General features: G+C 56.9%; 21 protein-coding genes, 2 tRNA genes and 1 pseudogene. 19 read left to right on the plus strand and 5 right to left on the minus strand.

Annotation, left to right across the window (positions count from 1 at the left end):
* Positions 1–37 precede the first annotated feature (37 nt).
* The 3 genes from pomA (at position 38) to greA (ending at position 2,331) form a co-directional block, all read left to right on the plus strand.
* Positions 38–796: a flagellar motor protein PomA gene (pomA, locus tag AB5Y92_RS11970; RefSeq protein WP_005349525.1), complete on the plus strand. Its 759-nt coding sequence runs from the start codon at positions 38–40 to the stop codon at positions 794–796.
* Between the two features lie 8 nt (positions 797–804).
* Positions 805–1,698: a flagellar motor protein MotB gene (locus AB5Y92_RS11975; RefSeq protein ID WP_005349528.1), complete on the plus strand. Its 894-nt coding sequence runs from the start codon at positions 805–807 to the stop codon at positions 1,696–1,698.
* A gap of 156 nt (positions 1,699–1,854) precedes the next feature.
* On the plus strand, positions 1,855–2,331 hold the full coding sequence (gene greA / locus AB5Y92_RS11980; RefSeq protein ID WP_005343528.1) for a transcription elongation factor GreA: 477 nt from the start codon (positions 1,855–1,857) through the stop codon (positions 2,329–2,331).
* A 76-nt stretch (positions 2,332–2,407) separates the two neighbouring features.
* Here greA and AB5Y92_RS11985 read toward each other — a convergent pair whose 3' ends face one another.
* Together AB5Y92_RS11985 and yhbY are read right to left on the minus strand one after the other, a co-directional pair.
* Positions 2,408–2,989: a PilZ domain-containing protein gene (locus AB5Y92_RS11985; protein ID WP_164536193.1), complete on the minus strand. Its 582-nt coding sequence runs from the start codon at positions 2,987–2,989 to the stop codon at positions 2,408–2,410.
* 103 nt (positions 2,990–3,092) lie between these two features.
* Positions 3,093–3,389: a ribosome assembly RNA-binding protein YhbY gene (gene yhbY, locus AB5Y92_RS11990; protein WP_005338829.1), complete on the minus strand. Its 297-nt coding sequence runs from the start codon at positions 3,387–3,389 to the stop codon at positions 3,093–3,095.
* A gap of 97 nt (positions 3,390–3,486) precedes the next feature.
* Here yhbY and rlmE point away from each other — a divergent pair, with 97 nt between their 5' ends.
* From rlmE to pnp, 15 genes are all read left to right on the plus strand, one after another.
* Positions 3,487–4,116 (plus strand): 23S rRNA (uridine(2552)-2'-O)-methyltransferase RlmE, encoded by a 630-nt coding sequence (gene rlmE, locus AB5Y92_RS11995; RefSeq protein WP_005338828.1) that lies wholly within the window; start codon positions 3,487–3,489, stop codon positions 4,114–4,116.
* 45 nt (positions 4,117–4,161) lie between these two features.
* Complete coding sequence (gene ftsH, locus AB5Y92_RS12000; RefSeq protein ID WP_005343537.1) at positions 4,162–6,108, plus strand: ATP-dependent zinc metalloprotease FtsH; 1,947 nt, start codon at positions 4,162–4,164, stop codon at positions 6,106–6,108.
* Between the two features lie 59 nt (positions 6,109–6,167).
* A complete protein-coding gene (gene folP, locus AB5Y92_RS12005; RefSeq protein ID WP_164536194.1) occupies positions 6,168–7,013 on the plus strand; it encodes a dihydropteroate synthase in 846 nt (281 codons plus the stop codon).
* Positions 7,014–7,028: 15 nt separating this feature from the next.
* Positions 7,029–8,363 (plus strand): phosphoglucosamine mutase, encoded by a 1,335-nt coding sequence (glmM, locus tag AB5Y92_RS12010; protein WP_368226849.1) that lies wholly within the window; start codon positions 7,029–7,031, stop codon positions 8,361–8,363.
* Between the two features lie 131 nt (positions 8,364–8,494).
* Positions 8,495–9,259 (plus strand): triose-phosphate isomerase, encoded by a 765-nt coding sequence (gene tpiA, locus AB5Y92_RS12015; protein WP_368226850.1) that lies wholly within the window; start codon positions 8,495–8,497, stop codon positions 9,257–9,259.
* Positions 9,260–9,586: a preprotein translocase subunit SecG gene (gene secG / locus AB5Y92_RS12020; RefSeq protein ID WP_005338811.1), complete on the plus strand. Its 327-nt coding sequence runs from the start codon at positions 9,260–9,262 to the stop codon at positions 9,584–9,586.
* A 7-nt stretch (positions 9,587–9,593) separates the two neighbouring features.
* Positions 9,594–9,678, plus strand: a tRNA-Leu gene (locus AB5Y92_RS12025).
* Positions 9,679–9,770: 92 nt separating this feature from the next.
* A tRNA-Met gene (locus AB5Y92_RS12030) sits at positions 9,771–9,847 on the plus strand.
* Between the two features lie 166 nt (positions 9,848–10,013).
* Positions 10,014–10,472: a ribosome maturation factor RimP gene (rimP, locus tag AB5Y92_RS12035; protein WP_184156913.1), complete on the plus strand. Its 459-nt coding sequence runs from the start codon at positions 10,014–10,016 to the stop codon at positions 10,470–10,472.
* Positions 10,473–10,486: 14 nt separating this feature from the next.
* Complete coding sequence (gene nusA / locus AB5Y92_RS12040) at positions 10,487–11,989, plus strand: transcription termination factor NusA (protein ID WP_005338808.1); 1,503 nt, start codon at positions 10,487–10,489, stop codon at positions 11,987–11,989.
* Between the two features lie 20 nt (positions 11,990–12,009).
* Positions 12,010–14,703, plus strand: coding sequence for a translation initiation factor IF-2 (gene infB, locus AB5Y92_RS12045; RefSeq protein WP_368226851.1), 2,694 nt, complete (start codon positions 12,010–12,012; stop codon positions 14,701–14,703).
* A gap of 55 nt (positions 14,704–14,758) precedes the next feature.
* Positions 14,759–15,196, plus strand: coding sequence for a 30S ribosome-binding factor RbfA (gene rbfA, locus AB5Y92_RS12050; RefSeq protein ID WP_005338799.1), 438 nt, complete (start codon positions 14,759–14,761; stop codon positions 15,194–15,196).
* A 1-nt stretch (position 15,197) separates the two neighbouring features.
* On the plus strand, positions 15,198–16,148 hold the full coding sequence (gene truB / locus AB5Y92_RS12055) for a tRNA pseudouridine(55) synthase TruB (protein WP_005338798.1): 951 nt from the start codon (positions 15,198–15,200) through the stop codon (positions 16,146–16,148).
* Positions 16,149–16,292: 144 nt separating this feature from the next.
* Positions 16,293–16,562 carry a 30S ribosomal protein S15 gene (gene rpsO, locus AB5Y92_RS12060; RefSeq protein WP_005338797.1) on the plus strand — a complete coding sequence of 90 codons (270 nt, stop codon included), beginning with the start codon at positions 16,293–16,295 and terminating at the stop codon, positions 16,560–16,562.
* 167 nt (positions 16,563–16,729) lie between these two features.
* Positions 16,730–18,877, plus strand: coding sequence for a polyribonucleotide nucleotidyltransferase (pnp, locus tag AB5Y92_RS12065; protein ID WP_368226852.1), 2,148 nt, complete (start codon positions 16,730–16,732; stop codon positions 18,875–18,877).
* Positions 18,878–18,952: 75 nt separating this feature from the next.
* On the opposite strand, the pseudogene AB5Y92_RS12070 reads toward pnp, so the two are convergent.
* The 3 genes and pseudogenes from AB5Y92_RS12070 to AB5Y92_RS12080 form a co-directional block, all read right to left on the minus strand.
* Positions 18,953–19,429: pseudogene (locus tag AB5Y92_RS12070) on the minus strand (hypothetical protein); the annotation flags it as partial.
* Positions 19,430–19,436: 7 nt separating this feature from the next.
* Positions 19,437–19,646, minus strand: a complete 210-nt coding sequence (locus tag AB5Y92_RS12075) for a helix-turn-helix transcriptional regulator (RefSeq protein WP_005335250.1) — start codon at positions 19,644–19,646, stop codon at positions 19,437–19,439.
* Positions 19,647–19,653: 7 nt separating this feature from the next.
* A complete protein-coding gene (locus AB5Y92_RS12080; RefSeq protein WP_368226853.1) occupies positions 19,654–20,202 on the minus strand; it encodes a DUF2975 domain-containing protein in 549 nt (182 codons plus the stop codon).
* A 214-nt stretch (positions 20,203–20,416) separates the two neighbouring features.
* Here AB5Y92_RS12080 and AB5Y92_RS12085 point away from each other — a divergent pair.
* Positions 20,417–22,150: sodium:solute symporter family protein (locus AB5Y92_RS12085; protein WP_368226854.1), on the plus strand; the 1,734-nt coding region annotated here is incomplete at its 3' end.

Consider the following 22,150-nt stretch of genomic DNA (forward strand, 5'->3'; position numbering starts at 1 on the left):
ATAAATAGACATAAGAACCGGTGACAGGAGTAGGGACGTGGATCTAGGCAGTCTGATAGGGATAGTGCTGGGTTTCGGGGTGGTGGTGTACGGCATGCTGCTGGGTGGCCCCATGAGCATGTATGTTGATATGCCATCGGTCTACATCACTGTATTGGGATCAATCTTCATCGCCATGATGAAGTTCAACCTTGGCCAGTTCCTGATGGCATTCAAGGTGGCGGGTAAAGCCTTTATGTACAAGGGCGACAAGCTTGAAGACCTGATTACCAAAGCCGTTGAATTGGCTGACGCGGCTCGCAAAGGGGGCTTTCTGGCGCTGGAGGCTGCAGAGATCCCCAATGCATTTATGAAAAAAGGGATCGACATGCTGGTGGATGGTCACGATGCCGAGGTGGTGCGTGCCGTGATGGAAAAGGATATCGACCTGACAGCCGAGCGCCATGTCATTGCCATCAAGGTCTTCCGTACCCTTGGGGATCTGGGCCCAGCCATGGGGATGATAGGTACGTTGGTGGGTCTGGTGGCCATGTTGGCCAACATGAGTGACCCCAAGTCGATCGGGCCGGCGATGGCGGTGGCCTTGCTTACCACCCTATACGGTGCGATAGAGGCCAATATGTTGGCGATCCCGATTGCCGACAAGCTGGAGCTGCGCAGCGGAGAGGAGAAGCTCAGTCGTACCCTGATCCTTGATGCCATTATGGGGATTCAGGATGGCCAGAACCCGCGGGTGATCCAGTCCATGCTGCAAAACTATCTGAACCAGTCCAAACGTAATACCGGCACCGAATAGGGGGCGTTATGTCTGATTGCAAGTGCCCGCCACCAGGGCTCCCTGGTTACATGGGAACCTTTGCCGACCTGATGTCGCTGCTGATGTGCTTCTTCGTGCTGTTGCTCTCCTTTGCCGAGATGGATGTACAGAAGTTCAAGCAGATAGCCGGTTCCATGGACAAGGCATTCGGGGTACAGAACATCCTTGAGGTGAAAGATATTCCCAAGGGGACCTCGGTGATTGCCCAGGAGTTCAGGCCCGGTCGCCCTGAGCCCACGCCAATTGATACCGTGATGCAGCAGACCATCGATCTGACCCAGACCGAACTGGAGTTTCTGCCCGGCGAGTCGGATCAGGCAGGTGGTCAGGACAAGAGTGATGGCAAACAGACGGGGGGCGATACCGCGCAGGATGCGAAGAAGGCGCAAGAACAGTCCAATACCCTGGCCAAAGCCCTCGCCGAGCAGATGAAAGATCAGATCCAGGATGGCGCCATCGAAATTGAGGCGCTGGGCCAGCAGATCATCATCCGGATCAGGGAAAAAGCGTCTTTCCCGGCCGGTTCGGCGTTTCTGCAGCCCCAGTTCTGGCCGGTCATTCGCAAGGTAGCGACCCTGCTCAAGGATGTGCCGGGTGAAATCACCATCTCTGGTCACACCGACAACGTGGCGACTGAAGATGAGCTGTTCCAGTCGAACTGGGAGCTGTCGTCGCAACGGGCGGTGGCGGTGGCGCACCAGATGCTGAAGGTCCCCGGTTTTGATCAGGGGCGACTGGTGGTGCAGGGGATGGCGGACTCCCAGCCATTGGTGCCCAATACCACCCCGGAAAATCGTCGGATGAACCGGCGGGTGGAGATCGCCATCATGCAGGGCAAACCGACCGTTTCGGCCCCCATTTCCGTACCGGAAGGGAAGTAAGCGAGGGGAATGCCGATGACGCAAGTGGGATCTGCATCAGGGGGCTGACGTGGATTTTGTGTTGGCTTCATATTAAGATGCCTCATCCGAACCGATTGCTGCGGCCTCCTTGCAGATGGCCGCAGTTTCTATTTTCAAGCAACCCAGGTTTCGACTATGAATCATACTCCGATGACTGTTCGCGGCGCTGAGAAGCTGCGCGAAGAGCTCGATTATCTCAAGACCGAGCTTCGTCCCCAGATTATCGAAGCGATTGCCGATGCCCGTGAGCACGGCGATCTGAAGGAAAACGCCGAATACCATGCCGCTCGCGAGCAGCAGGGGTTCTGTGAAGGCCGCATTCAGGAGATTGAAGCCAAGCTCTCCAATGCCCAGGTGATCGACGTCACCAAGATGACCAACAACGGCCGCGTTATTTTTGGCGCGACTGTGACTTTGCTCAAGAGCGAGACAGAGGAAGAGGTGGTTTACCGCATCGTGGGTGATGATGAGGCTGATATCAAACAGAACCTCATCTCTGTCAACTCCCCCATTGCCCGCGCCCTGATTGGCAAGGAAGTGGACGATGTTGCAATCGTCAAGACCCCTGCTGGCGATGTGGAATACGAAGTGCTGGAAGTCGCTTATATCTAAGCGAATGCTACAGATGATGAAACAGGGGGGCTGGCGCTCCCCTGTTTGTCTTTATCTATGTGATTATTGATAAAAATCAGGACAGATACGCCTCGGTAAAGGCGTCCTGATGGCGCTGAAACAACCAGTGGCGCAGCCGTTCGATGTTGTTCTCGCTCATCTGAAAGCTCAGTGCCCAGGTGGCATGGTCGGCATTGGCTTTGATGCGCCTTACCAGTCGTCCCTGCAGTGGAAGAGGGTCCTCTTGCTCGATGCAGAGCTCGCCGTTGATGGGGGTATCGGCCACCATGTCGGTTGGCAAATTTTCCACGATGAGGCCGTTGAGGGAGAGGCTGAGTACCTGAAACAGGCCCAGCTCGCTGCAAAGTTTGGCTTTTTGGGTGAGACGCCAGGCACGCGGTTGCGCAAATCCCAGCTCCCTGATGACCGGTGCAGATAAGCGGGGCTCGACGAAGCCATCTTCCCCTTGGGTAAAGCTCAGGGGAAAACGCAGCTGATGGCCAGCGAAGCGGGCTTCGAGTACAAGGTGTTCGGCTTTTTGCAGCAAGCCAAGCATGGGGGCATCGAGGTGACCACTCAGAACATGGGTGTCCTGATTGCTCCCCAAGTCCCGCAGCATGGCCAGCTCATCGTCGGTCAGAATAGGATGGTGAGCCATAATGCGTGTCCGGAAGTATTCATCGCAGGTTAAGGGCTTTGCGACTACTTTGGCAAGCGACTCGGGAAGATGTGGAATAAGGAAAGAGCGATGCTCTTTCCTTTTACTTGCGGGGCAGCTGGATTTTGGGTTCGTTGGCTTGACGATAGATGGTCAGCACATGGCCCATGCTTTGCACCTTGATTGAACCGGTTTCACGGACGATAGCATCCATAACCAGTTGTTTCATTTCGCGATCTTCAGAGGCAACCTTAACCTTGATCAGCTCGTGATGGTTCAGTGCCAGATCGATCTCGGCCAGTACACCTTCGGTCAGACCATGCTGACCCAGCAGGACGACAGGCTTGAGGCTATGGGCAAGGCCCTTGAGGTACTGTTTCTGTTTATTGTTGAGAATCATCGCAATTTCTTCATAAGTCAGGGTTGAAAGGGGCGTATTCTACCCCCACTTAGCCCTTAATACTAATAACCCTTGTGGTTTTTTAAAGTCGATTATCATGACCCAGAAAAAACGTTCCCCCAGTTCAACTCGCTGGTTAAAAGAACATTTCGACGATCAATACGTCAAAAAAGCCCAGAAAATGGGCCTGCGTTCTCGTGCTGTTTTCAAGATTGACGAGATCCAGGGCAAGGATCGCTTGCTGAAACATGGCATGACCGTAGTGGATTTGGGTGCTGCCCCCGGTGGTTGGTCTCAGTTCGCGGTTGAACAGGTTGGTGATTCGGGTCGCGTCATCGCATGTGATATTTTGCCGATGGATCCCATTGCCGGTGTCGATTTCCTGCAAGGGGACTTTCGGGAGGAAACTGTACTCGGCGCCTTGCTGGAACGAGTGGGTCCCGACAAGGTCGATGTCGTGATGTCTGATATGGCGCCCAACATGAGCGGTACCCAGCAGGTGGATCAGGCTCGCGCCATGTATCTGGTCGAGCTGGCGCTGGACATGTGCAATCAGGTATTGCGTAGTGACGGCAGTTTCGTAGTGAAGGTGTTTCAGGGAGAGGGCTTTGATGCCTATCTCAATGAAATTCGTAAACTTTTCTCCGCTGTCAAAATTCGTAAACCAGACTCATCCCGCGCCAGATCACGGGAAGTCTACATTGTGGCTACCGGTTTTAAACTGTAGTACCCTAACCTTCATCGTTAACTGTCAGTCTGCGAGGTTACTGATTTGAGTGACATGGCGAAAAACTTAATCCTGTGGCTGGTCATCGCCGTCGTTTTGATGTCGGTGTTCAATAGCTTCAGCCCCAGCGATACCACCAGTCGCCAGCTGGACTATTCCAGCTTCGTTAAAGAGGTGACCCAAGAGCAGATCCGTGAAGTGCGGATGGACGGTAAGGTCATTAATGGCGTCAAGCGTACTGGTGAACGATTCACCACCATCATCCCGGCGCCGGATCCCCAGCTGCTCAACGACATGCTCAATCACAATGTCAAAGTGATGGGCGAGAAGCCGGAAGAGCCGTCTCTGTTGACCTCTATCTTCATCTCCTGGTTCCCGATGCTGCTGCTGATCGGTGTCTGGGTCTTCTTCATGCGTCAGATGCAGGGCGGCGGTGGCAAAGGTGCCATGTCGTTCGGCAAGAGCAAGGCTCGCCTGATGAGCGAAGATCAGATCAAGACCACCTTTGCTGATGTTGCAGGTTGCGATGAAGCCAAGGAAGAGGTGAAGGAGCTGGTCGACTATCTGCGCGACCCGAGCAAATTCCAGAAACTGGGTGGCAAGATCCCGACCGGTGTGCTGCTGGTTGGTCCTCCCGGTACAGGTAAGACTTTGCTGGCCAAGGCCATTGCGGGCGAGGCCAAGGTGCCTTTCTTCACCATCTCTGGTTCCGATTTCGTGGAGATGTTCGTCGGTGTCGGTGCCTCCCGGGTGCGTGACATGTTCGAACAGGCCAAGAAATCTTCCCCCTGCATCATCTTCATCGATGAAATTGATGCGGTCGGTCGCCAGCGTGGCGCCGGTCTGGGTGGTGGTCATGATGAACGTGAGCAGACCCTTAACCAGATGCTGGTCGAGATGGATGGCTTTGAAGGCAATGAAGGCATCATCGTCATCGCAGCCACCAACCGTCCTGACGTACTGGATCCGGCACTGCTGCGTCCGGGCCGTTTCGACCGTCAGGTTGTGGTCGGTCTGCCGGATGTCCGTGGTCGCGAACAGATCCTGAAAGTGCACATGCGCAAAGTTCCGTTGGCGGATGACGTCAATCCGGCACTGATTGCCCGTGGTACCCCCGGTTTCTCCGGTGCGGATTTGGCCAACCTGGTCAACGAAGCAGCCCTCTTCTCTGCCCGTGAGAGCCGCCGAGTGGTCTCCATGGCTGAGTTCGAGAAGGCTAAGGACAAGATCATGATGGGTGCGGAACGCCGCTCCATGGTGATGAAAGAGTCCGAGAAAGAGATGACTGCGTATCACGAAGCTGGCCACGCCATCATTGGTCGTCTGGTGCCGGATCATGACCCGGTTTACAAGGTCTCCATCATTCCGCGCGGTCGTGCGCTGGGTGTGACCATGTATCTGCCGGAGCAGGATCGCTGGAGCCACTCCAAGCAGCATCTGGAGTCAATGATCTCCAGTCTGTATGGCGGTCGTCTGGCAGAAGAGCTGATCTATGGTGCCGAGAAGGTATCGACCGGAGCGTCCAACGATATCGAGCGGGCGACCGACATTGCACGCAAGATGGTGACCCAGTGGGGTATGTCCGAGCGTCTCGGCCCGATGCTCTACGCGGAAGAAGATGGCGAGGTTTTCCTCGGTCGCAGCATGGCCAAGGCCAAGCACATGTCCGACGATACCGCTCGCGTTATCGATGCCGAAGTCAAGCAGGTCATCGACCGCAACTATGCCCGTTCCAAGCAGATCCTGCTGGATAACATGGACGTGTTGCACAGCATGAAAGATGCGCTGATGAAGTACGAAACCATCGACGCCAAACAGATCGATGATCTGATGGCGCGTCGCGAGGTACGTGCTCCGAGCAACTGGCATGACGAACACGGTGATACCCCGCAAGGCGGTTCCACCGTGGCTGCCGAGGCCAAGCCTGCCGATGAGGCTGCACCGGTGGCGGATGTCACTATCGACAAAGCCAACGACGCTCCGGCCAAATAATTGTGACTCTCCAAACCCCGGGCTTGCCCGGGGTTTTTCTTTATCAGATGGACGTGAAAATGCAGTTAACCAGCAAGGGGCTCAGCCTCTCCCTCGATCGTCCCCATGTTATGGGGATCCTCAATGTGACGCCCGACTCCTTCTCTGATGGCGGTAATTTCAACCAGTTTGAACGGGCAATGGCCCATGCGCGCCAGATGGTCTCTGACGGTGCGACCATCATCGACATCGGTGGCGAGTCAACTCGCCCTGGTGCGCCCGATGTGAGCGAGCAGGAGGAGCTGGACAGGGTCATTCCTGTCGTGGAGCAGATGGCCCGTGAGTTGGATGTGATGATCTCCCTCGATACCTCCAAAGCGGCTGTGATGCGGGAGGGTTGCAAGGCGGGAGCCCATCTGATCAACGATGTGCGGGCACTGCAAGCACCTGGAGCACTGCAAGCCGCGGCCGAAGCGCGGGTTCCGGTCTGTCTGATGCATATGCAGGGGCAGCCGAGAACCATGCAGGTCGAGCCCCACTATGACGATCTGGTCGGGGAGGTTCGCGCCTTTTTTGATGAGCGTATTGCGGCTTGTCTGGCGGTCGGGATCCGTCGTGAAGAGCTGTTGCTGGATCCGGGATATGGCTTTGGCAAAACCCTTGCACACAACTATCAGCTGTTGGCGGCTCAAAAGGAACTGCTTGATTATGGCTTGCCGCTATTGGTGGGGATGTCGCGAAAGTCTATGATAGGCAACTTGCTGGGCCGTCCGGTGGATGAGCGTCTGGCGGGCAGTCTGGCATGCGCCCTTATCGGCATGCAGCATGGGGCCCGCATCATCAGGGTACACGATGTAAGGGAGACCATCGACGCATTGCGCGTCGGTTGGCTGGCAATGACGGGACAAGATTTTATTTCCAGATAATAAAGAGAACAGACAATGGCAAGAAAGTATTTCGGTACCGATGGTGTGCGCGGCAAGGTTGGTGAATACCCGATCACCCCTGATTTTGTAATGAAATTGGGTTGGGCTGCCGGCAAAGTGCTCTCCAAGAAGGGCACCAAAAAGGTGCTGATTGGAAAAGATACCCGCATTTCCGGTTACATGCTGGAATCCGCGCTGGAAGCGGGGCTCTCCGCGGCAGGCCTTAAAGCCATTCTGATGGGGCCCATGCCAACACCGGCGGTTGCCTACCTGACTCGCACTTTCCGTGCCGAAGCTGGCATCGTCATCAGCGCTTCCCACAACCCCTTCTATGACAACGGCATCAAGTTCTTCTCCGCAGATGGCACCAAGCTGCCTGATTATGTCGAGCTGGCTATCGAAGCCGAGCTGGATCACGAGCTCAAGTGTGTCGAGTCTGCCGAACTTGGCAAAGCGGTGCGCATTGATGATGCTGCCGGTCGCTATATCGAATTTTGCAAGAGCACCTTCCCCTCCCACATGAATCTGGATGGGGTGAAAATGGTGGTCGACTGTGGCCACGGCGCCACTTACCACATTGCGCCGTCGGTTTTCCGCGAGCTGGGTGCTGAAGTGATCACCATGGGCTGTGCCCCGGATGGTCTCAACATCAACGATGGTGTCGGTTCGACTGCGCCTGACGCACTGGTTGCCAAGGTGCTGGAGTGCAAGGCCGATCTGGGGGTTGCCTTTGATGGCGATGGTGACCGTCTGATCATGGTTGACCATACCGGTTATCTTATCGACGGTGACGAAGTGCTCTATATCATCGCGCGCGATGCCCTGCGCAATGGTCGCCTCAAAGGCGGTGTCGTCGGCACCCTGATGGCCAACATGGGTCTGGAGCTGGCGCTGCAAACCCTGGGCATTCCGTTTGCCCGTGCCAAGGTGGGTGACCGCTATGTGCTGGAGATGATGGAAGAGAAGGGCTGGCGTATCGGTGGCGAGAACTCCGGCCACATCATCTGCCTGGATCAGACCACTACGGGTGATGGCATCGTAGCCGCCTTGCAGGTGCTTACCGCCATGCGCAGCGCCGAGATGCCGCTTGCCAAGCTGCGCTCTGGCATGAGCAAGTTCCCGCAGGTGCTGGTGAATGTTCGCTTTGCCGAAGGCAAGGATCCGCTGGCCGCTGATGCTGTCATGGCTGAGGTTGCCAAGGTGGAACAGGAGCTGGCTGGTCGTGGTCGCGTACTGTTGCGTAAATCAGGTACCGAACCGCTGATCCGGGTCATGGTCGAAGGGGAGCATGAACAGCAAGTGCGTGACATGGCTCAGCGCATCGCCAAGCAGGTTGAATCGGCGTTTTAATGAACAACCAGGGCTGCTTTTTAGCTGCCCTGGTTGTATCTTGTTCAAACGATTCAAAAATTTAAAAATAGCACTTGTCAGCTGAGCATCCTCTGGATATTATCAGCCCCGCTTTCGCAAGGGAGTTGCCGATGGGACATCGCAAGCCGTTTGTAGCAGCCAACTGGAAGTTGCACGGTAGTAAGTCGCAGTTAGAGCAGTTTACGAGTCAGTGTCTAAGCGGCGTTGACGGAAAAGTAGATGTGGTTCTCTGTCCTTCCCATGTGCATCTCGACTTTAGTGCTTCACTGCTCAATGAGCAGAAGGTAATAAAGTTGGGGGCTCAGAATGTGAGTCAGCACGCTACTGGCGCTTACACTGGAGAAATCTCGTGTCAGATGCTCGTTGAGGCAGGGTGTCGTTACGTATTGGTAGGGCACTCCGAGCGCAGGCGTCTCCTTGGTGAGACCAGCTTTATCGTCGCAGAGAAGTTTGCGGCAGCCAGAGCGGCAGGCTTGATTCCCATCCTCTGTTTAGGTGAATCAGGTGCGGCTAGGCAGGCGAGAAGAGCCTTAGAGGTGATCGCTGAAGAGCTGGATATCGTCATAGAGAAAAATGGCGCGATGGCTTTCGATAATGCTATCATCGCCTACGAGCCGATTTGGGCTGTAGGTACAGGTAAATGCGCCACACCCGAGCAGGCACAAGAGGTTCATTCCTTTATACGTGGTCGCTTGGCGGAGGATACTCCGGTAATAGGTGAGAAAGTTAGAATCATCTATGGTGGGAGCGTAACGCCGAGCAACGCGAGAGACTTGTTTGCACAGCCCGACATTGATGGCGGACTGATTGGCGGAGCAAGCCTCGATAGCGATGCGTTTTTAGGAATTATTGAAGCGGCAAAGGGTGCAAGTTAAATGTACGAGATTCTTTTAGTCGTTTATCTGCTGGTTTCACTGGCTCTGATTGGTCTGGTGATGATTCAGCAAGGTAAAGGGGCTGATATGGGCGCCTCCTTCGGCGCAGGGGCATCGAACACAGTATTCGGCTCCGGTGGTTCAGGCAGTTTCCTGACCCGAACAACAGCAATTTTGGCTACTCTGTTTTTCGTTATCAGCTTGGTGCTCGGATCTATGTCAAGCAACAAGGTCAAGCAGGGTAGTGAGTGGGAAAATCTGCAACAAACCCAACAGGTTGAGCAGACCAAAGCGCCAGTGAAGAAAGATACTGACGTTCCCGAGTAAGAGTTTTGCCGTGGTGGTGGAATTGGTAGACACGCTATCTTGAGGGGGTAGTGCTCTAGGGTGTGCGGGTTCGAGTCCCGCCCACGGCACCAATTAAGCAGTGAACTCGGGAAACCGAGTGTATTATAGCCAGTCAGTCTTGTATCGAGAGAGTGAAGTGGCTATAATCTCGCACGATTTCGGACGCGGGGTGGAGCAGCATGGTAGCTCGTCGGGCTCATAACCCGAAGGTCGTCGGTTCAAATCCGGCCCCCGCAACCAAATTTCACGCATTTCCTACGCTCAGGAAGGCGGTCGCTGCGAGGCGACAATCAGGGTAAAGCGCCAAGCCCCGATTTGACATCGGGGCTTTTTGTTATGTGCAATTTACTCTGAATCGATATCTATCTGGGCTTTATGCCCTTTTTTTGTTTTTCGGAGGGTGACTTTGGCTACGTTGGAACAACGTTTGACCGATCTGCTCGAGGCTCCGGTCGTTGCCTTGGGTTTTGAACTTTGGGGTATTGAGTTTATCCGTGCGGGTAAACACTCCACCTTGCGTGTCTATATCGACGGCGAGCAGGGTGTGACTGTCGAGAACTGTGCTGAGGTCAGCCATCAGGTTGGCGCCATCATGGACGTCGAAGATCCCATCACCGAGGAGTACTACCTCGAGGTGTCCTCCCCAGGCCTGGATCGTCCCCTGTTCAAGGTTGCCCATTTCGAAAAATACGTTGGCCAAGAGGTGGCGGTAACGCTTCGGATGGCAACAAACAACCGCCGCAAGTTCAAAGGCGTAATCAAAGCTGTGCAAGGCGACATGATCACCCTGACAGTAGATGGTAAGGACGACGTGTTGGCTTTCACCAATATCCAAAAAGCGAACATAGTGCCGAACTTTGGTTAACGAGGCTATCGGATATGAATAAAGAGATTTTGCTGGTCGTTGACGCAGTATCCAACGAGAAAGCGGTACCCCGCGAGAAGATCTTCCAGGCTCTGGAAACCGCGCTGGCGACTGCGACCAAGAAGAAATATGAAGGCGAGATTGAAGTTCGGGTCGAAATCGATCGCAAGACCGGTGACTACGACACTTATCGCCGCTGGGTAGTCATTGCGGATCAAGCCGCGATGGAGAACCCCTATGCTGAAATCACCCTGGAAGCGGCACAAATTGATCAGCCGGAAATCCAGATCGGTGAGTATGTTGAAGACCAGATCGACTCTGTGACCTTCGACCGTATCACTACCCAGACCGCCAAGCAGGTTATCGTGCAGAAAGTGCGCGAAGCCGAGCGTTCACAAGTAGTTGATCAGTTTAAAGATAAAGAAGGCACCATCATCAGTGGTGTGGTCAAGAAGAGCAACCGCGACAACGTCATCCTGGATCTGGGCAGCAATGCTGAAGCCGTGATCTTCCGTGATGACATGCTGCCGCGTGAAACCTTCCGCCCTGGCGACCGTGTCCGTGGCCTGCTCTACGCAGTACGCCCGGAAGCCCGTGGTTCCCAGCTGTTTGTCAGCCGTTCCAGCCCGGACTTCCTGAAAGAGCTGTTCCGTATCGAAGTACCGGAGATCGGTGAAGAGATGATCGAAATCATGGGCGCTGCCCGTGATCCGGGTTCCCGCGCCAAGATCGCGGTGAAGACCAATGATCGTCGTATCGACCCGATCGGTGCCTGTATCGGTATGCGCGGTGCCCGTGTGCAAGCTGTCTCCGCCGAGCTGAGCGGTGAGCGTGCCGACATCGTGCTGTACGATGACAACCCGGCCCAGTACGTGATCAATGCCATGGCACCTGCCGATGTGGCCTCCATCATCGTTGATGAAGACAACCACACCATGGATATCGCCGTGGAAGCTGCCAACCTGGCGCAGGCCATCGGTCGCAATGGTCAGAACGTGCGTCTGGCCTCCCAGCTGACCGGTTGGGAGCTGAACGTGATGACCGTTGAGGACATGCGTGCCAAGCACCAGGCCGAAAACGACCGCATCATGAACCTGTTCACCAGCACCCTGGATATCGATGACGATTTCGCCGGTCTGCTGATGGAAGAGGGCTTCTCTACCCTGGAAGAGATCGCCTTTGTACCGGTCAACGAGCTGCTGGCTATCGACGGTCTGGATGAAGACATGGTCGAAGAGCTGCGCAAGCGCGCCAAAGATGCCCTGACTACCAAGGCACTGGCCAAAGAAGAGTCTTTCGATGGCGTTGAGCCGTCCGAAGAGCTGCTCAATCTGAACGGTCTGAGCCGCGAACTGGCTTACGCTCTGGCGGGCCGTGGCGTGGGCACCCTGGAAGATTTGGCTGAGCAAGGTATCGATGACCTTGCTGATATTGAAGGGCTGACTGCCGAGAAGGCAGGTGAGCTCATTATGGCTGCTCGCAATATCTGTTGGTTCGGAGAAGAGCAGTCCGAGTAAGATCAAACGGAGGAAAATGAATGGCAGAAGTATCAGTCAAACAACTTGCCACTGACATCGACACACCGGTTGATCGTCTTCTCCAGCAGTTTGTCGATGCCGGTATCAGCAAGAGCAAGGCCGACGACATGGTCAGCGAGTCTGAGAAACAGGCTCTGCTGGCACACCTGAAGAAACAGCATGGAGGTGACGAGTTCGCCGCTCCTGCCCGCATGACCTTGCAGCGCAAGACCAAGAGCACCATCAGTGTTCAGGGGACTGGCGGCAAGAACAAGGAAGTGCAGGTAGAAGTGCGCAAGTCTCGCACCTATGTAAGACGCTCGGCGCTGGAAGATGAACAGCGTCAGGCGGAAGCCGAGGAAACAGCGCGTTTGGAAGCAGAAGAAAAAGCTCGTCGCGAGGCCGAAGAGAAGGCCCGTCTCGAAGCTGAAGAGAAGGCTCGCCGTGAGGCTGAGCAAGCTCGTCGTGAAGCTGAGGAAAAGGCGCGGATCGAGGCACAATCAAAGGCTCGACAGGCTTCACAGCCCGCCAAAGCAGCCAGTAGCACAGCTCAGCAAGAGGCAGAAAAGATGGCCAAGCGCGAAGCAGAAGAACTGAAGCGCCAACAGGAACAAACAGCTTTGAAAAAAGCTGAAGAACTCGCCGCGAAGAAAGCCGAAGAGGCTCGTCTCATGGCGGAACAGAACGCAGCCCGCTGGGCTGAAGAAGAGGCCGCTCGCGCCAAAGAGAGCAGCGACTACCATCTGACCACCAACAAGCATGCGCAAGCCGCAGAAGACGAGTTGGATCGGAAAGAAGAGACCAGCCGCCGCACTGCCGCAGCAGCCAAGGCACCGAAGAAAGCCGGTCGTCGTGAAGATGATCGCGACTCTCGCAACCCGCGTGCCCGTAAAGGCAAGCGCGGCAAGGTCGCCATGCCGAACGCCATGAAGCACGGCTTCAACAAGCCGGCTGCCGTGGTGAACCGCGACGTCGTCATCGGCGAGACCATCACTGTGGCCGAGCTGGCCAACAAGATGGCCGTCAAGGGCGTTGAAGTCATCAAGGTGATGATGAAGATGGGTGCCATGGCCACCATCAACCAGGTGATCGATCAGGAGACCGCTCAGCTGGTCGCCGAGGAGATGGGTCACAAGGTTGTGCTGCGTCGTGAGAACGAGCTGGAAGAGGCGGTACTGTCCGATCGTGACGAGACCTCCGAAGCCAAGCCGCGCGCACCGGTCGTTACCATCATGGGTCACGTTGACCATGGTAAGACCTCGCTGCTCGACTACATTCGTAAAGCCAAGGTTGCTGCTGGCGAAGCCGGTGGTATTACCCAGCATATCGGTGCTTACCACGTCCAGACTGACAGTGGCATGATCACCTTCCTGGATACTCCGGGTCACGCGGCGTTTACCTCCATGCGTGCTCGTGGTGCCAAGGCGACCGATATCGTTGTTCTGGTTGTTGCAGCTGACGACGGCGTGATGCCGCAAACCATCGAAGCTATCCAGCACGCCAAGGCGGCCGGTGTGCCGCTGGTTGTTGCGGTCAACAAGATCGACAAGCCGGAAGCGGATCCGGATCGCGTCAAGACCGAACTGGCCCGTTACAACGTCATGTCCGAAGATTGGGGTGGAGACTGCCAGTTCGTGCACGTATCAGCCAAGTCTGGCGAAGGCATCGACGACCTGCTGGAAGCCATCCTGATCCAGGCTGAAGTACTGGAGCTGAAAGCGGTGGTTGACGGCATGGCCAACGGCGTCGTGATCGAATCCTTCCTGGATAAAGGTCGTGGTCCGGTTGCTACCGTACTGGTACAAGAAGGTACTCTGCGTCAGGGAGACATCGTTCTGTGTGGTCTCGAGTACGGCCGTGTTCGCGCCATGCGTGACGAACTGGGTCGCGAGATCAAGGAAGCGGGTCCGTCCCTGCCGGTGGAAATCCTGGGTCTGTCCGGCGTTCCCTCTGCCGGTGACGAAGCCACCGTTGTCCGTGACGAGAAGAAAGCCCGTGAAGTGGCGCTCTATCGTCAGGGCAAGTTCCGCGAAGTCAAGCTGGCTCGCCAGCAGAAGGCCAAGCTGGAAAACATGTTCGCCAACATGACCGAGGGCGAAGTGTCCGAAGTGAACGTGGTGATCAAGGCTGACGTACAAGGTTCTGTGGAAGCGATCTGCGATGCGCTGGTCAAACTCTCCACCGACGAAGTGAAGGTGAAGATCGTGGGTTCCGGTGTAGGTGGTATCACCGAAACCGACGCGACCCTGGCTGCTGCTTCCAGCGCCATCCTGGTTGGTTTCAACGTCCGTGCCGACGCATCTGCGCGCAAGGTCATCGAATCCGAGAGCCTGGATCTGCGTTACTACTCCGTCATCTATGACCTGATCGACGAAGTGAAGCAGGCCATGAGCGGCAAGCTGGCCCCTGAGTATCGTCAGGAGATCATCGGTCTGGCTGAAGTGCGTAGCGTCTTCAAGTCTCCGAAGTTCGGCGCCGTTGCCGGCTGTATGGTTACCGAAGGTGTGGTCAAGCGTTCCAACCGTATCCGCGTTCTGCGTGACAACGTGGTTATCTATGAAGGCGAGCTGGAATCCCTGCGCCGCTTCAAGGATGACGTCAACGAAGTTCGCAACGGCTACGAGTGTGGTATCGCGGTCAAGAACTACAACGACGTGCGCGAAGGCGACCAGATCGAAGTTTACGAGACTGTTGAAATCCAACGGACTCTGTAAGCCGAGAGTTAGACAAAATAGGGGGCCGCGGCCCCCTTTTATCGCAGGATAGAATATGGCCAGAGAATTCAGCCGGACCCGTCGGGTCGGACAGCAGATCCAGCGTGAAATCGCGCTGATCCTGCAGCGCGAGGTGAAAGACCCGCGCATCGGCATGGTGACCGTTTCCGATGTGGAAGTGTCCCGTGACCTCAACTATGCCAAGATTTACGTCACCTTCTTGCAGCTGGAAAATGATGCCGAGCGCATCAAGGAAGGCTTGCAGGGTCTGACCGAAGCAGCCGGATATATCCGTAGTCTGCTGGGCAGTGCCATGCGTCTGCGCGTGGTGCCCGAGCTGCGTTTCTACTACGACCAGACCCTGGTCGAGGGGATGCGTCTCTCCAACCTGGTGACCAACACTGTGCGTGAAGACAAGCGTCGCATGGCCGAATCCGGCCGTGACGAAGAAGCTGAATCCGCACCGGATGACACGACTGAGGATAAAGCCTGAGATGACCCGAAGACGTCGTTTCAAGGGCCGTGATGTGCACGGCATTCTGCTGCTGGACAAGCCGACCGGCCTGACCTCCAACGATGTGTTGCAGAAGGTCAAGCGCATCTACAACGCCGCCAAGGCTGGTCACACTGGCGCACTGGATCCGCTGGCGACCGGCATGCTGCCGATCTGCCTCGGCGAGGCCACCAAGTTCTCCCAGTATCTGCTGGAAGCGGACAAGCGCTATGAGGTGACCGCCAAACTGGGCGAGCGCACCAACACCAGCGACTCCGACGGTGAGGTGGTCTCCACCCGTCCGGTGAACGTGGCTGTCGGTACCCTGATCGAGGCGCTGGACCAGTTCCGCGGCCCCATCATGCAGGTGCCCTCCATGTACTCCGCGCTCAAGCACAACGGCCGTCCGCTCTATGAATATGCCCGTGAAGGCATCGAGATCGAGCGAGAAGCCCGTCCCATCACCGTATTCGAGCTCAAACTGCTGAGCTTCGAAGGTGATGAAGTGCGCCTTGAAGTGCACTGCAGCAAAGGCACCTACATCCGCTCTCTGGTGGATGATCTGGGTGAAGTGCTGGGCTGTGGTGCCCACGTGACCCAGTTGCGTCGTACCCAGGTGGCCAGTTATCCGTACGAGCGGATGCTGACCCTGGAGCAACTCGAGTGCATCTTCGAGCAGGCCAAGGCCGAGAGCATCCCGCCGCGCGAGCAGCTGGATCCGCTGTTGCTGCCTATGGACACCGCCGTGGCAAGCTTGCCCGAGGTGAACATGCTGGCTGTTGTGGCTGCCTATGTGAATCAGGGCCAGGCCGTGCAGGTGGCGGGTGCGCCGCAAAGCGGTCAGGTTCGCATGACGGTCGGCCCGGAGCGCGAGTTCATCGGGGTTGGCGAGATTGATGATGATGGCCGCGTCGCTCCCAAGCGACTGGTGCGTTATCACGACGAGGAGTGATCCTCAGGCGGTATCAGCGCGTCTTTCCCGTTTCGCCTCTTTATCGTTGCGAAAAGGGGCGGGGACGATTATGATACCGCCCTCATTTCACGGCTGAATTAGAGATTGGCTGTGAACCTTTAAACACTCTACTGGAGTATTACCATGTCTCTAAATGCTGAGATCAAAGCTCAAATCGTTGCTGACAACGCTCGTTGCGCCAACGACACCGGTTCCCCCGAAGTGCAAGTTGCCCTGCTGACTGCCCAGATCAACCATCTGCAAGGTCACTTCAAAGAGCACTCCAAGGACCACCACGGTCGTCGCGGTCTGCTGCGCATGGTTTCCCAGCGTCGTAAGCTGCTGGACTACCTGAAGCGTAAAGATTCCGAGCGTTATGCTGCTCTGATCGCCAAGCTGGGTCTGCGTCGTTAATCGACCATCAGATTTCGCGAAAAAGGGGAACCGTCAGGTTCCCCTTTTTTATTGCTCTTCAAGCCGTTGCCTGCCTCACAGAATTCGCGTAGCCGCTTACCTTTTGCATCGAATCAAGTATACTTGTGCGCGAATTTAAAGAGCCAAATTGTAAAAAGGAAATTCACGTGAATCCTATTGTAAAGTCATTCCAGTACGGTCAACACACCGTCACTCTGGAAACCGGTGTGATGGCCCGTCAAGCCACTGCGGCCGTTATGGTCAGCATGGACGATACCTGCGTATTTGTGACCGTAGTCGGCAAGAAAGAGGCCGATCATGGCCGTGATTTCTTCCCGCTGACCGTCAACTACCAGGAGCGTGCCTATGCTGCTGGTCGTATCCCGGGTGGTTTCTTCCGTCGTGAAGGCCGTCCGAGCGAAGGCGAGACCCTCATCTCCCGTCTGATCGACCGTCCTATTCGTCCGCTGTTCCCGGAAGGCTTCCTCAATGAGGTTCAGGTCGTTGCGACCGTAATGTCCGTGAATCCGGCCGTATCCCCCGACATCGTTGCCATGATCGGTGCCTCTGCTGCACTGGCCATCTCCGGTATCCCGTTTGGCGGCCCGATCGGCGCTGCTCGCGTGGGTTACATGAACGGTCAGTATGTGCTGAACCCGACCACCACCGAACTGCCGCAGAGCGATCTGGATCTGGTGGTTGCCGGTACTGCCAACGCGGTACTGATGGTTGAGTCCGAAGCGGCCATCCTCTCCGAAGAGGTAATGCTGGGTGCCGTGGTATATGGTCACGAGCAGATGCAGACCGTGATCAATGCGATCAACGAGTTTGCCGCTGCCGTTGGCACCAAGCCGTGGGACTGGACTCCGCCTGCCGTCAACGAAGCGCTGAAAGCCAAGGTTGCCGAGCTGGCGAGCGCCGAACTGGGTGAAGCCTACCGTATCACCGAGAAGGCTGTTCGTTACGAAACCATCGCTGCCATCAAGGGGCGTGTGGTTGAACAAGTTATCGCATCCGGTGTGGAAGAAGATGCCAAGAAGATTGGCGAAGAGTTCCACAGCCTGGAAAGCCGCATCGTACGTGGTCGCGTAGTACGTGGTGAGCCGCGTATCGATGGTCGCGATCCGGAAATGATCCGCGCCCTGAGCGTAGGTACCGGTATTCTGCCCCGTGCCCACGGTTCTGCCCTGTTCACCCGTGGTGAAACTCAGGCCATCGTGGTCGCCACTCTGGGGACCGAGCGTGATGCCCAGAACATCGACGAGCTGACCGGCAACCGTGCCGATCGCTTCATGCTGCACTACAACTTCCCGCCATACTGTGTCGGTGAGACCGGCATGATGGGTAGCCCGAAGCGTCGTGAAATCGGTCACGGCCGTCTGGCCAAGCGCGGCGTTGCTGCCGTGATGCCGAGCGCCGCCGAGTTCCCGTACGTGGTGCGCGTGGTCTCTGAAATTACCGAATCCAACGGCTCCTCCTCCATGGCGTCTGTCTGTGGTTCCTCTCTGGCGCTGATGGATGCCGGTGTGCCGATCAAGGCCTCCGTTGCCGGTATCGCCATGGGTCTGGTGAAGGAAGAAGAAGGTTTCGTCGTGCTGTCCGACATCTTGGGTGACGAAGATCACCTGGGCGACATGGACTTCAAAGTAGCCGGTACCACCGAAGGTGTGACCGCGCTGCAGATGGACATCAAGATCGAAGGCATCACCAAAGAGATCATGGAGATTGCTCTGAAGCAAGCTCGTGGCGCTCGTCTGCACATCCTGAAAGTGATGGACGAAGCTATCCAGGCTCCGCGTGCCCAGATCTCCGATTTCGCACCGCGTATCCACACCATCAAGATCAATCCTGAGAAGATCAAGGACGTGATCGGTAAGGGTGGTTCCGTGATCCGTGCGCTGACCGAAGAGACCGGCACCAACATCGAGCTGGATGATGACGGTACTGTACGTATCTCCGCCGTGGCCAACGAAGCCGCCATGGAAGCGATCCGTCGCATCGAGGCTATCACCGCCGAGATCGAAGTGAACCGCATCTATGAAGGTAAAGTTGTTCGTCTGGCCGATTTCGGTGCATTCGTCAACATTCTGCCGGGCAAAGATGGTCTGGTACACATCTCCCAGATCACCGACGCTCGCGTACAGAACGTGGCTGACCACCTGACCATCGGTGACGTGGTCAAGGTGAAGGTACTGGAAGTGGACCGTCAGGGTCGCGTACGTCTCTCCATCAAGGAAGCGAACGCCCCGACCGAAGCAGCTGCACCTGCTGCTGACGCCGCTCCGGCCGCTGAAGAAGCGCCTGCTGCAGAGTAATCTACTCGCCTGATACCGGATTGGTTCCGGTTGATGTAAAAAGTCCGGCTCCCCAATGGGAGCCGGACTTTTTTATGGCAGGATCAGCGGTGGCTGGTTGACATCCGGCAGTGGTTGGCAGCTGCCATCCGGCAGACAAACCTTTCCTTGGCGACTCCCCATCTGGCGCACAAAGTTACCCCACTCGGTCAATAGCCACTGATTGGGAGCAAACAGCAGCGACTGTTGGGCCGAGGCATCAGCACCCTCTGCCGGAGCCGGTGTGAGCGTGATCTGCCAGCCGATCTCCTTGCAGGAGAAGGGCTGGTTGAGGGCAACCGGCTGGTTGTTTGCAAGGCAGACCAGCGCGGGGGAAACCGGCGCGGCACTGCCCGGCAACTGGCGGGCGGGGAGCAGGGTAAAAGGGGGCTTGCCCTGCATGGTGAGGCGCACTTGCAGCACATTGGCGCTGGCGCCCTGTTCGATAAGGTAGCGGGGGCCGCTCGCGTCATTGCCAGCGCAGGCCCACAGCGGCAGCAGCCACAGGGCAAACAGGGTGATATGACGACTCATAAGGGGGTTAGCGCTCCTGCTCGTAGCCCAGCAGATCGCCGGGCTGGCATTTGAGTTCACGGCAGATGGCCTCCAGAGTGGAGAAGCGCACCGCCTTGGCGTGGCCATTCTTGAGGATCGAGAGGTTGGCCTCGGTGATGTCGATGCGCTGGGCCAGCTCGCGGGCGGTCATTTTGCGCTCGGCCAGCAGGGCATCGAGGCGGATGATAATGGGCATACGTTCCTCACACCGTCAGTTGCTGTTCATCGGCCAACAGTTTGGCCTCGCGCATGACCAGCGCCAGCGCCAGTACGATCAGTCCCGCCAGCAGTACCCGAAAATCTGAGGTACTCAGCGCTATGGTACCGAGTACTTCCGGGCCTCTCATGGTGAGCACCGTATCCAGCAAGGGGGTCAGGATCAATTCGACCAGGAAGGTTGTACAGAGCAGCAGTCCGATCTGCCGATAGCGGCGGATCTGCTCGAAGGTGAAGAGCAGACCGGCGCGGTAGCCACGAAACAGCTGACGCAGTTGCCAGAGCATCATCATAAAGACCAGATCCGGCAACAGCTGCACCAGGGTGCCGAGCAGCCGAGTGGAGAAGTGAAGGGGATAGTCGGCAGGATTGATGCCGGGGCGGCTCAAGATGGTGTTGAGCTTTTCCTGCAGAAAATCGGCACCACCGAAGGGGGTCCACACCTCCAGCAAGGTGATCAAAGGGGTAGCCAGCAGTGCCAGCAGCAGCAGCCATTCGATCAGCATGCTCGAGCGTTCGAGTTTGTTGGAGGTCATCTCATTCCTCACTGTGATGGTTTTATCTGAAAGGTAAAGTTTATCGTTTATCAATATTCACACCATAATGTTTATTGTTTTGCGATATACAGTCAAGATAAAACTTATTGAAAAACGATAATTTCAATCTGTCCGAAGGGGATGACTTTTGGCTGCTGCCTCTCTAGACTGGCGAGGCTGTATACAAAAACTCAACATGGACAAGGAGTTATCGATGCACCAGGGATGGCTGCTGATCGGATTGTCGCTCACCTATCTGGGGCTGCTGTTTCTGATCGCCTTCGTGGCAGACAAGCACAAACGGCACCGTCTCAAGGGGCAACCGCTGCTCTACAGCCTGTCGCTGGCTGTCTACTGCACCTCCTGGACCTTCTTCGGCACCGTGGGGCAGGCGAGTGAATCCCCCTGGTCGCCGGTGCCCATCTACCTTGGCCCCATGCTGGTCTTTCTGTTTGGCTGGCGGCTGCTGGCCCGCCTTATTCTGGTGGCCAAGCGCGAGCACATCACCTCCATCGCCGACTTTATCGCCGCCCGTTACGGCAAATCCCAGCGGCTTGCCATGGTGATCGCCCTCATCGCCATCATGGGGATCCTCCCCTATCTGGTGTTGCAGCTCAAAGCCATCGTCACCGGGCTGGATCTGCTGATGGTCAACAGTGGCGGCATCAGCCCGACCAGCAACACCAGCGAGTTGGCGCTCGGGGTCACCCTGCTGCTGGCGCTGTTCAGCATCCTGTTCGGCACCCGCCATCTCGATGCCACCGAGCACCACAGGGGGATGGTGGTGGCCATCGCTTTCGAGTCGGTGGTCAAATTGCTGGCCTTTATCGCGGTGGGGGGCTTTGCCCTCTGGCTGATCCTGAGCAAACCGGGCGAGACTCACGAGCTGGTGACCCGCGACTTCTTTGCACAGGTGGTGGCGGTGAGCCCCGGCAACCTGTTGGAGCTTGCCATCTATACGGTGTTGGCGATGTGCGCCGTCATCTGCCTGCCGCGCCAGTTTCATGTGACTGTGGTGGAGAACAATCAGGGGCAGGATCTGCACTGGGCGCGCTGGATCTTCCCGCTCTACCTGTTCGTGATGGGGCTCTTTATCTGGCCGTTGGCGCTGGCGGGCAAGCAGTGGGTGGGGGCCGACATGGCCTCCGACACCTATGTGATCAGTTTGCCGATGGCCCTCGGGTTCGATGGCATGGCGATGCTGGCGTTTCTCGGCGGCACCTCGGCGGCTACCGGCATGGTGATCGTCTGCACCATAGCGCTGGCGATCATGGTGAGCAACGATCTGGTGCTGCCAGTGTTGCTGCGCCGCTTCTGGCGGCAGGGACGCGACGAGCGGCTGGTGCGGCTGCTGTTGCAGGTGCGCCGTGGCGCCATCCTGCTGATCTTGCTGGCGGCCTGGGGGCTCTACCTGTGGCTCGGCGATCTCACCAGCTTGTCGCGCATCGGCTATCTCTCCTTTGGCGCGGTGGCCCAGTTTGCGCCAGCCCTGCTGCTCGGCCTCTACTGGCGCCACGGCAATCGCAAGGGGGTCTATCTTGGGTTGAGCCTCGGAGTGAGCCTCTGGTTCGTCACCCTGCTGGTGGAGAGTGGCTTGCTGGCGGGCTCGCCCTTGGCCGAGCTGCTGGCGCCGCCGGACTGGCCCGCGTTTCGCGAGCTGAGTCTCGGGGCCTGGTGCATCTTCCTGAGCCTGCTCTTCAACCTGCTCGGTTATGTGGCCGGTTCTCTGCTGTCGCGCCCTGCAGTGAGCGAGCGGTTGCAGGCGGCCAACTTTGTCGGCAAGCCGAGCCGCGATACCGCCGCCCTCTATCAGGCGCGGGTCTCGGTCAAGGAGCTGGAGATGCTGGCGGCCCGCTTTGTCGGCTCAAGCCGGGTCAAGCGCGCCTTTGGCCGCTTCGCTGGTGAGCGGGGTGGCACCCTGGCGCCCCAGATGCAGGCCTCGGCCGAG

The sequence above is a fragment of the Aeromonas sp. R1-1 genome, assembly GCF_040908495.1.
Classification (GTDB): domain Bacteria; phylum Pseudomonadota; class Gammaproteobacteria; order Enterobacterales; family Aeromonadaceae; genus Aeromonas; species Aeromonas veronii.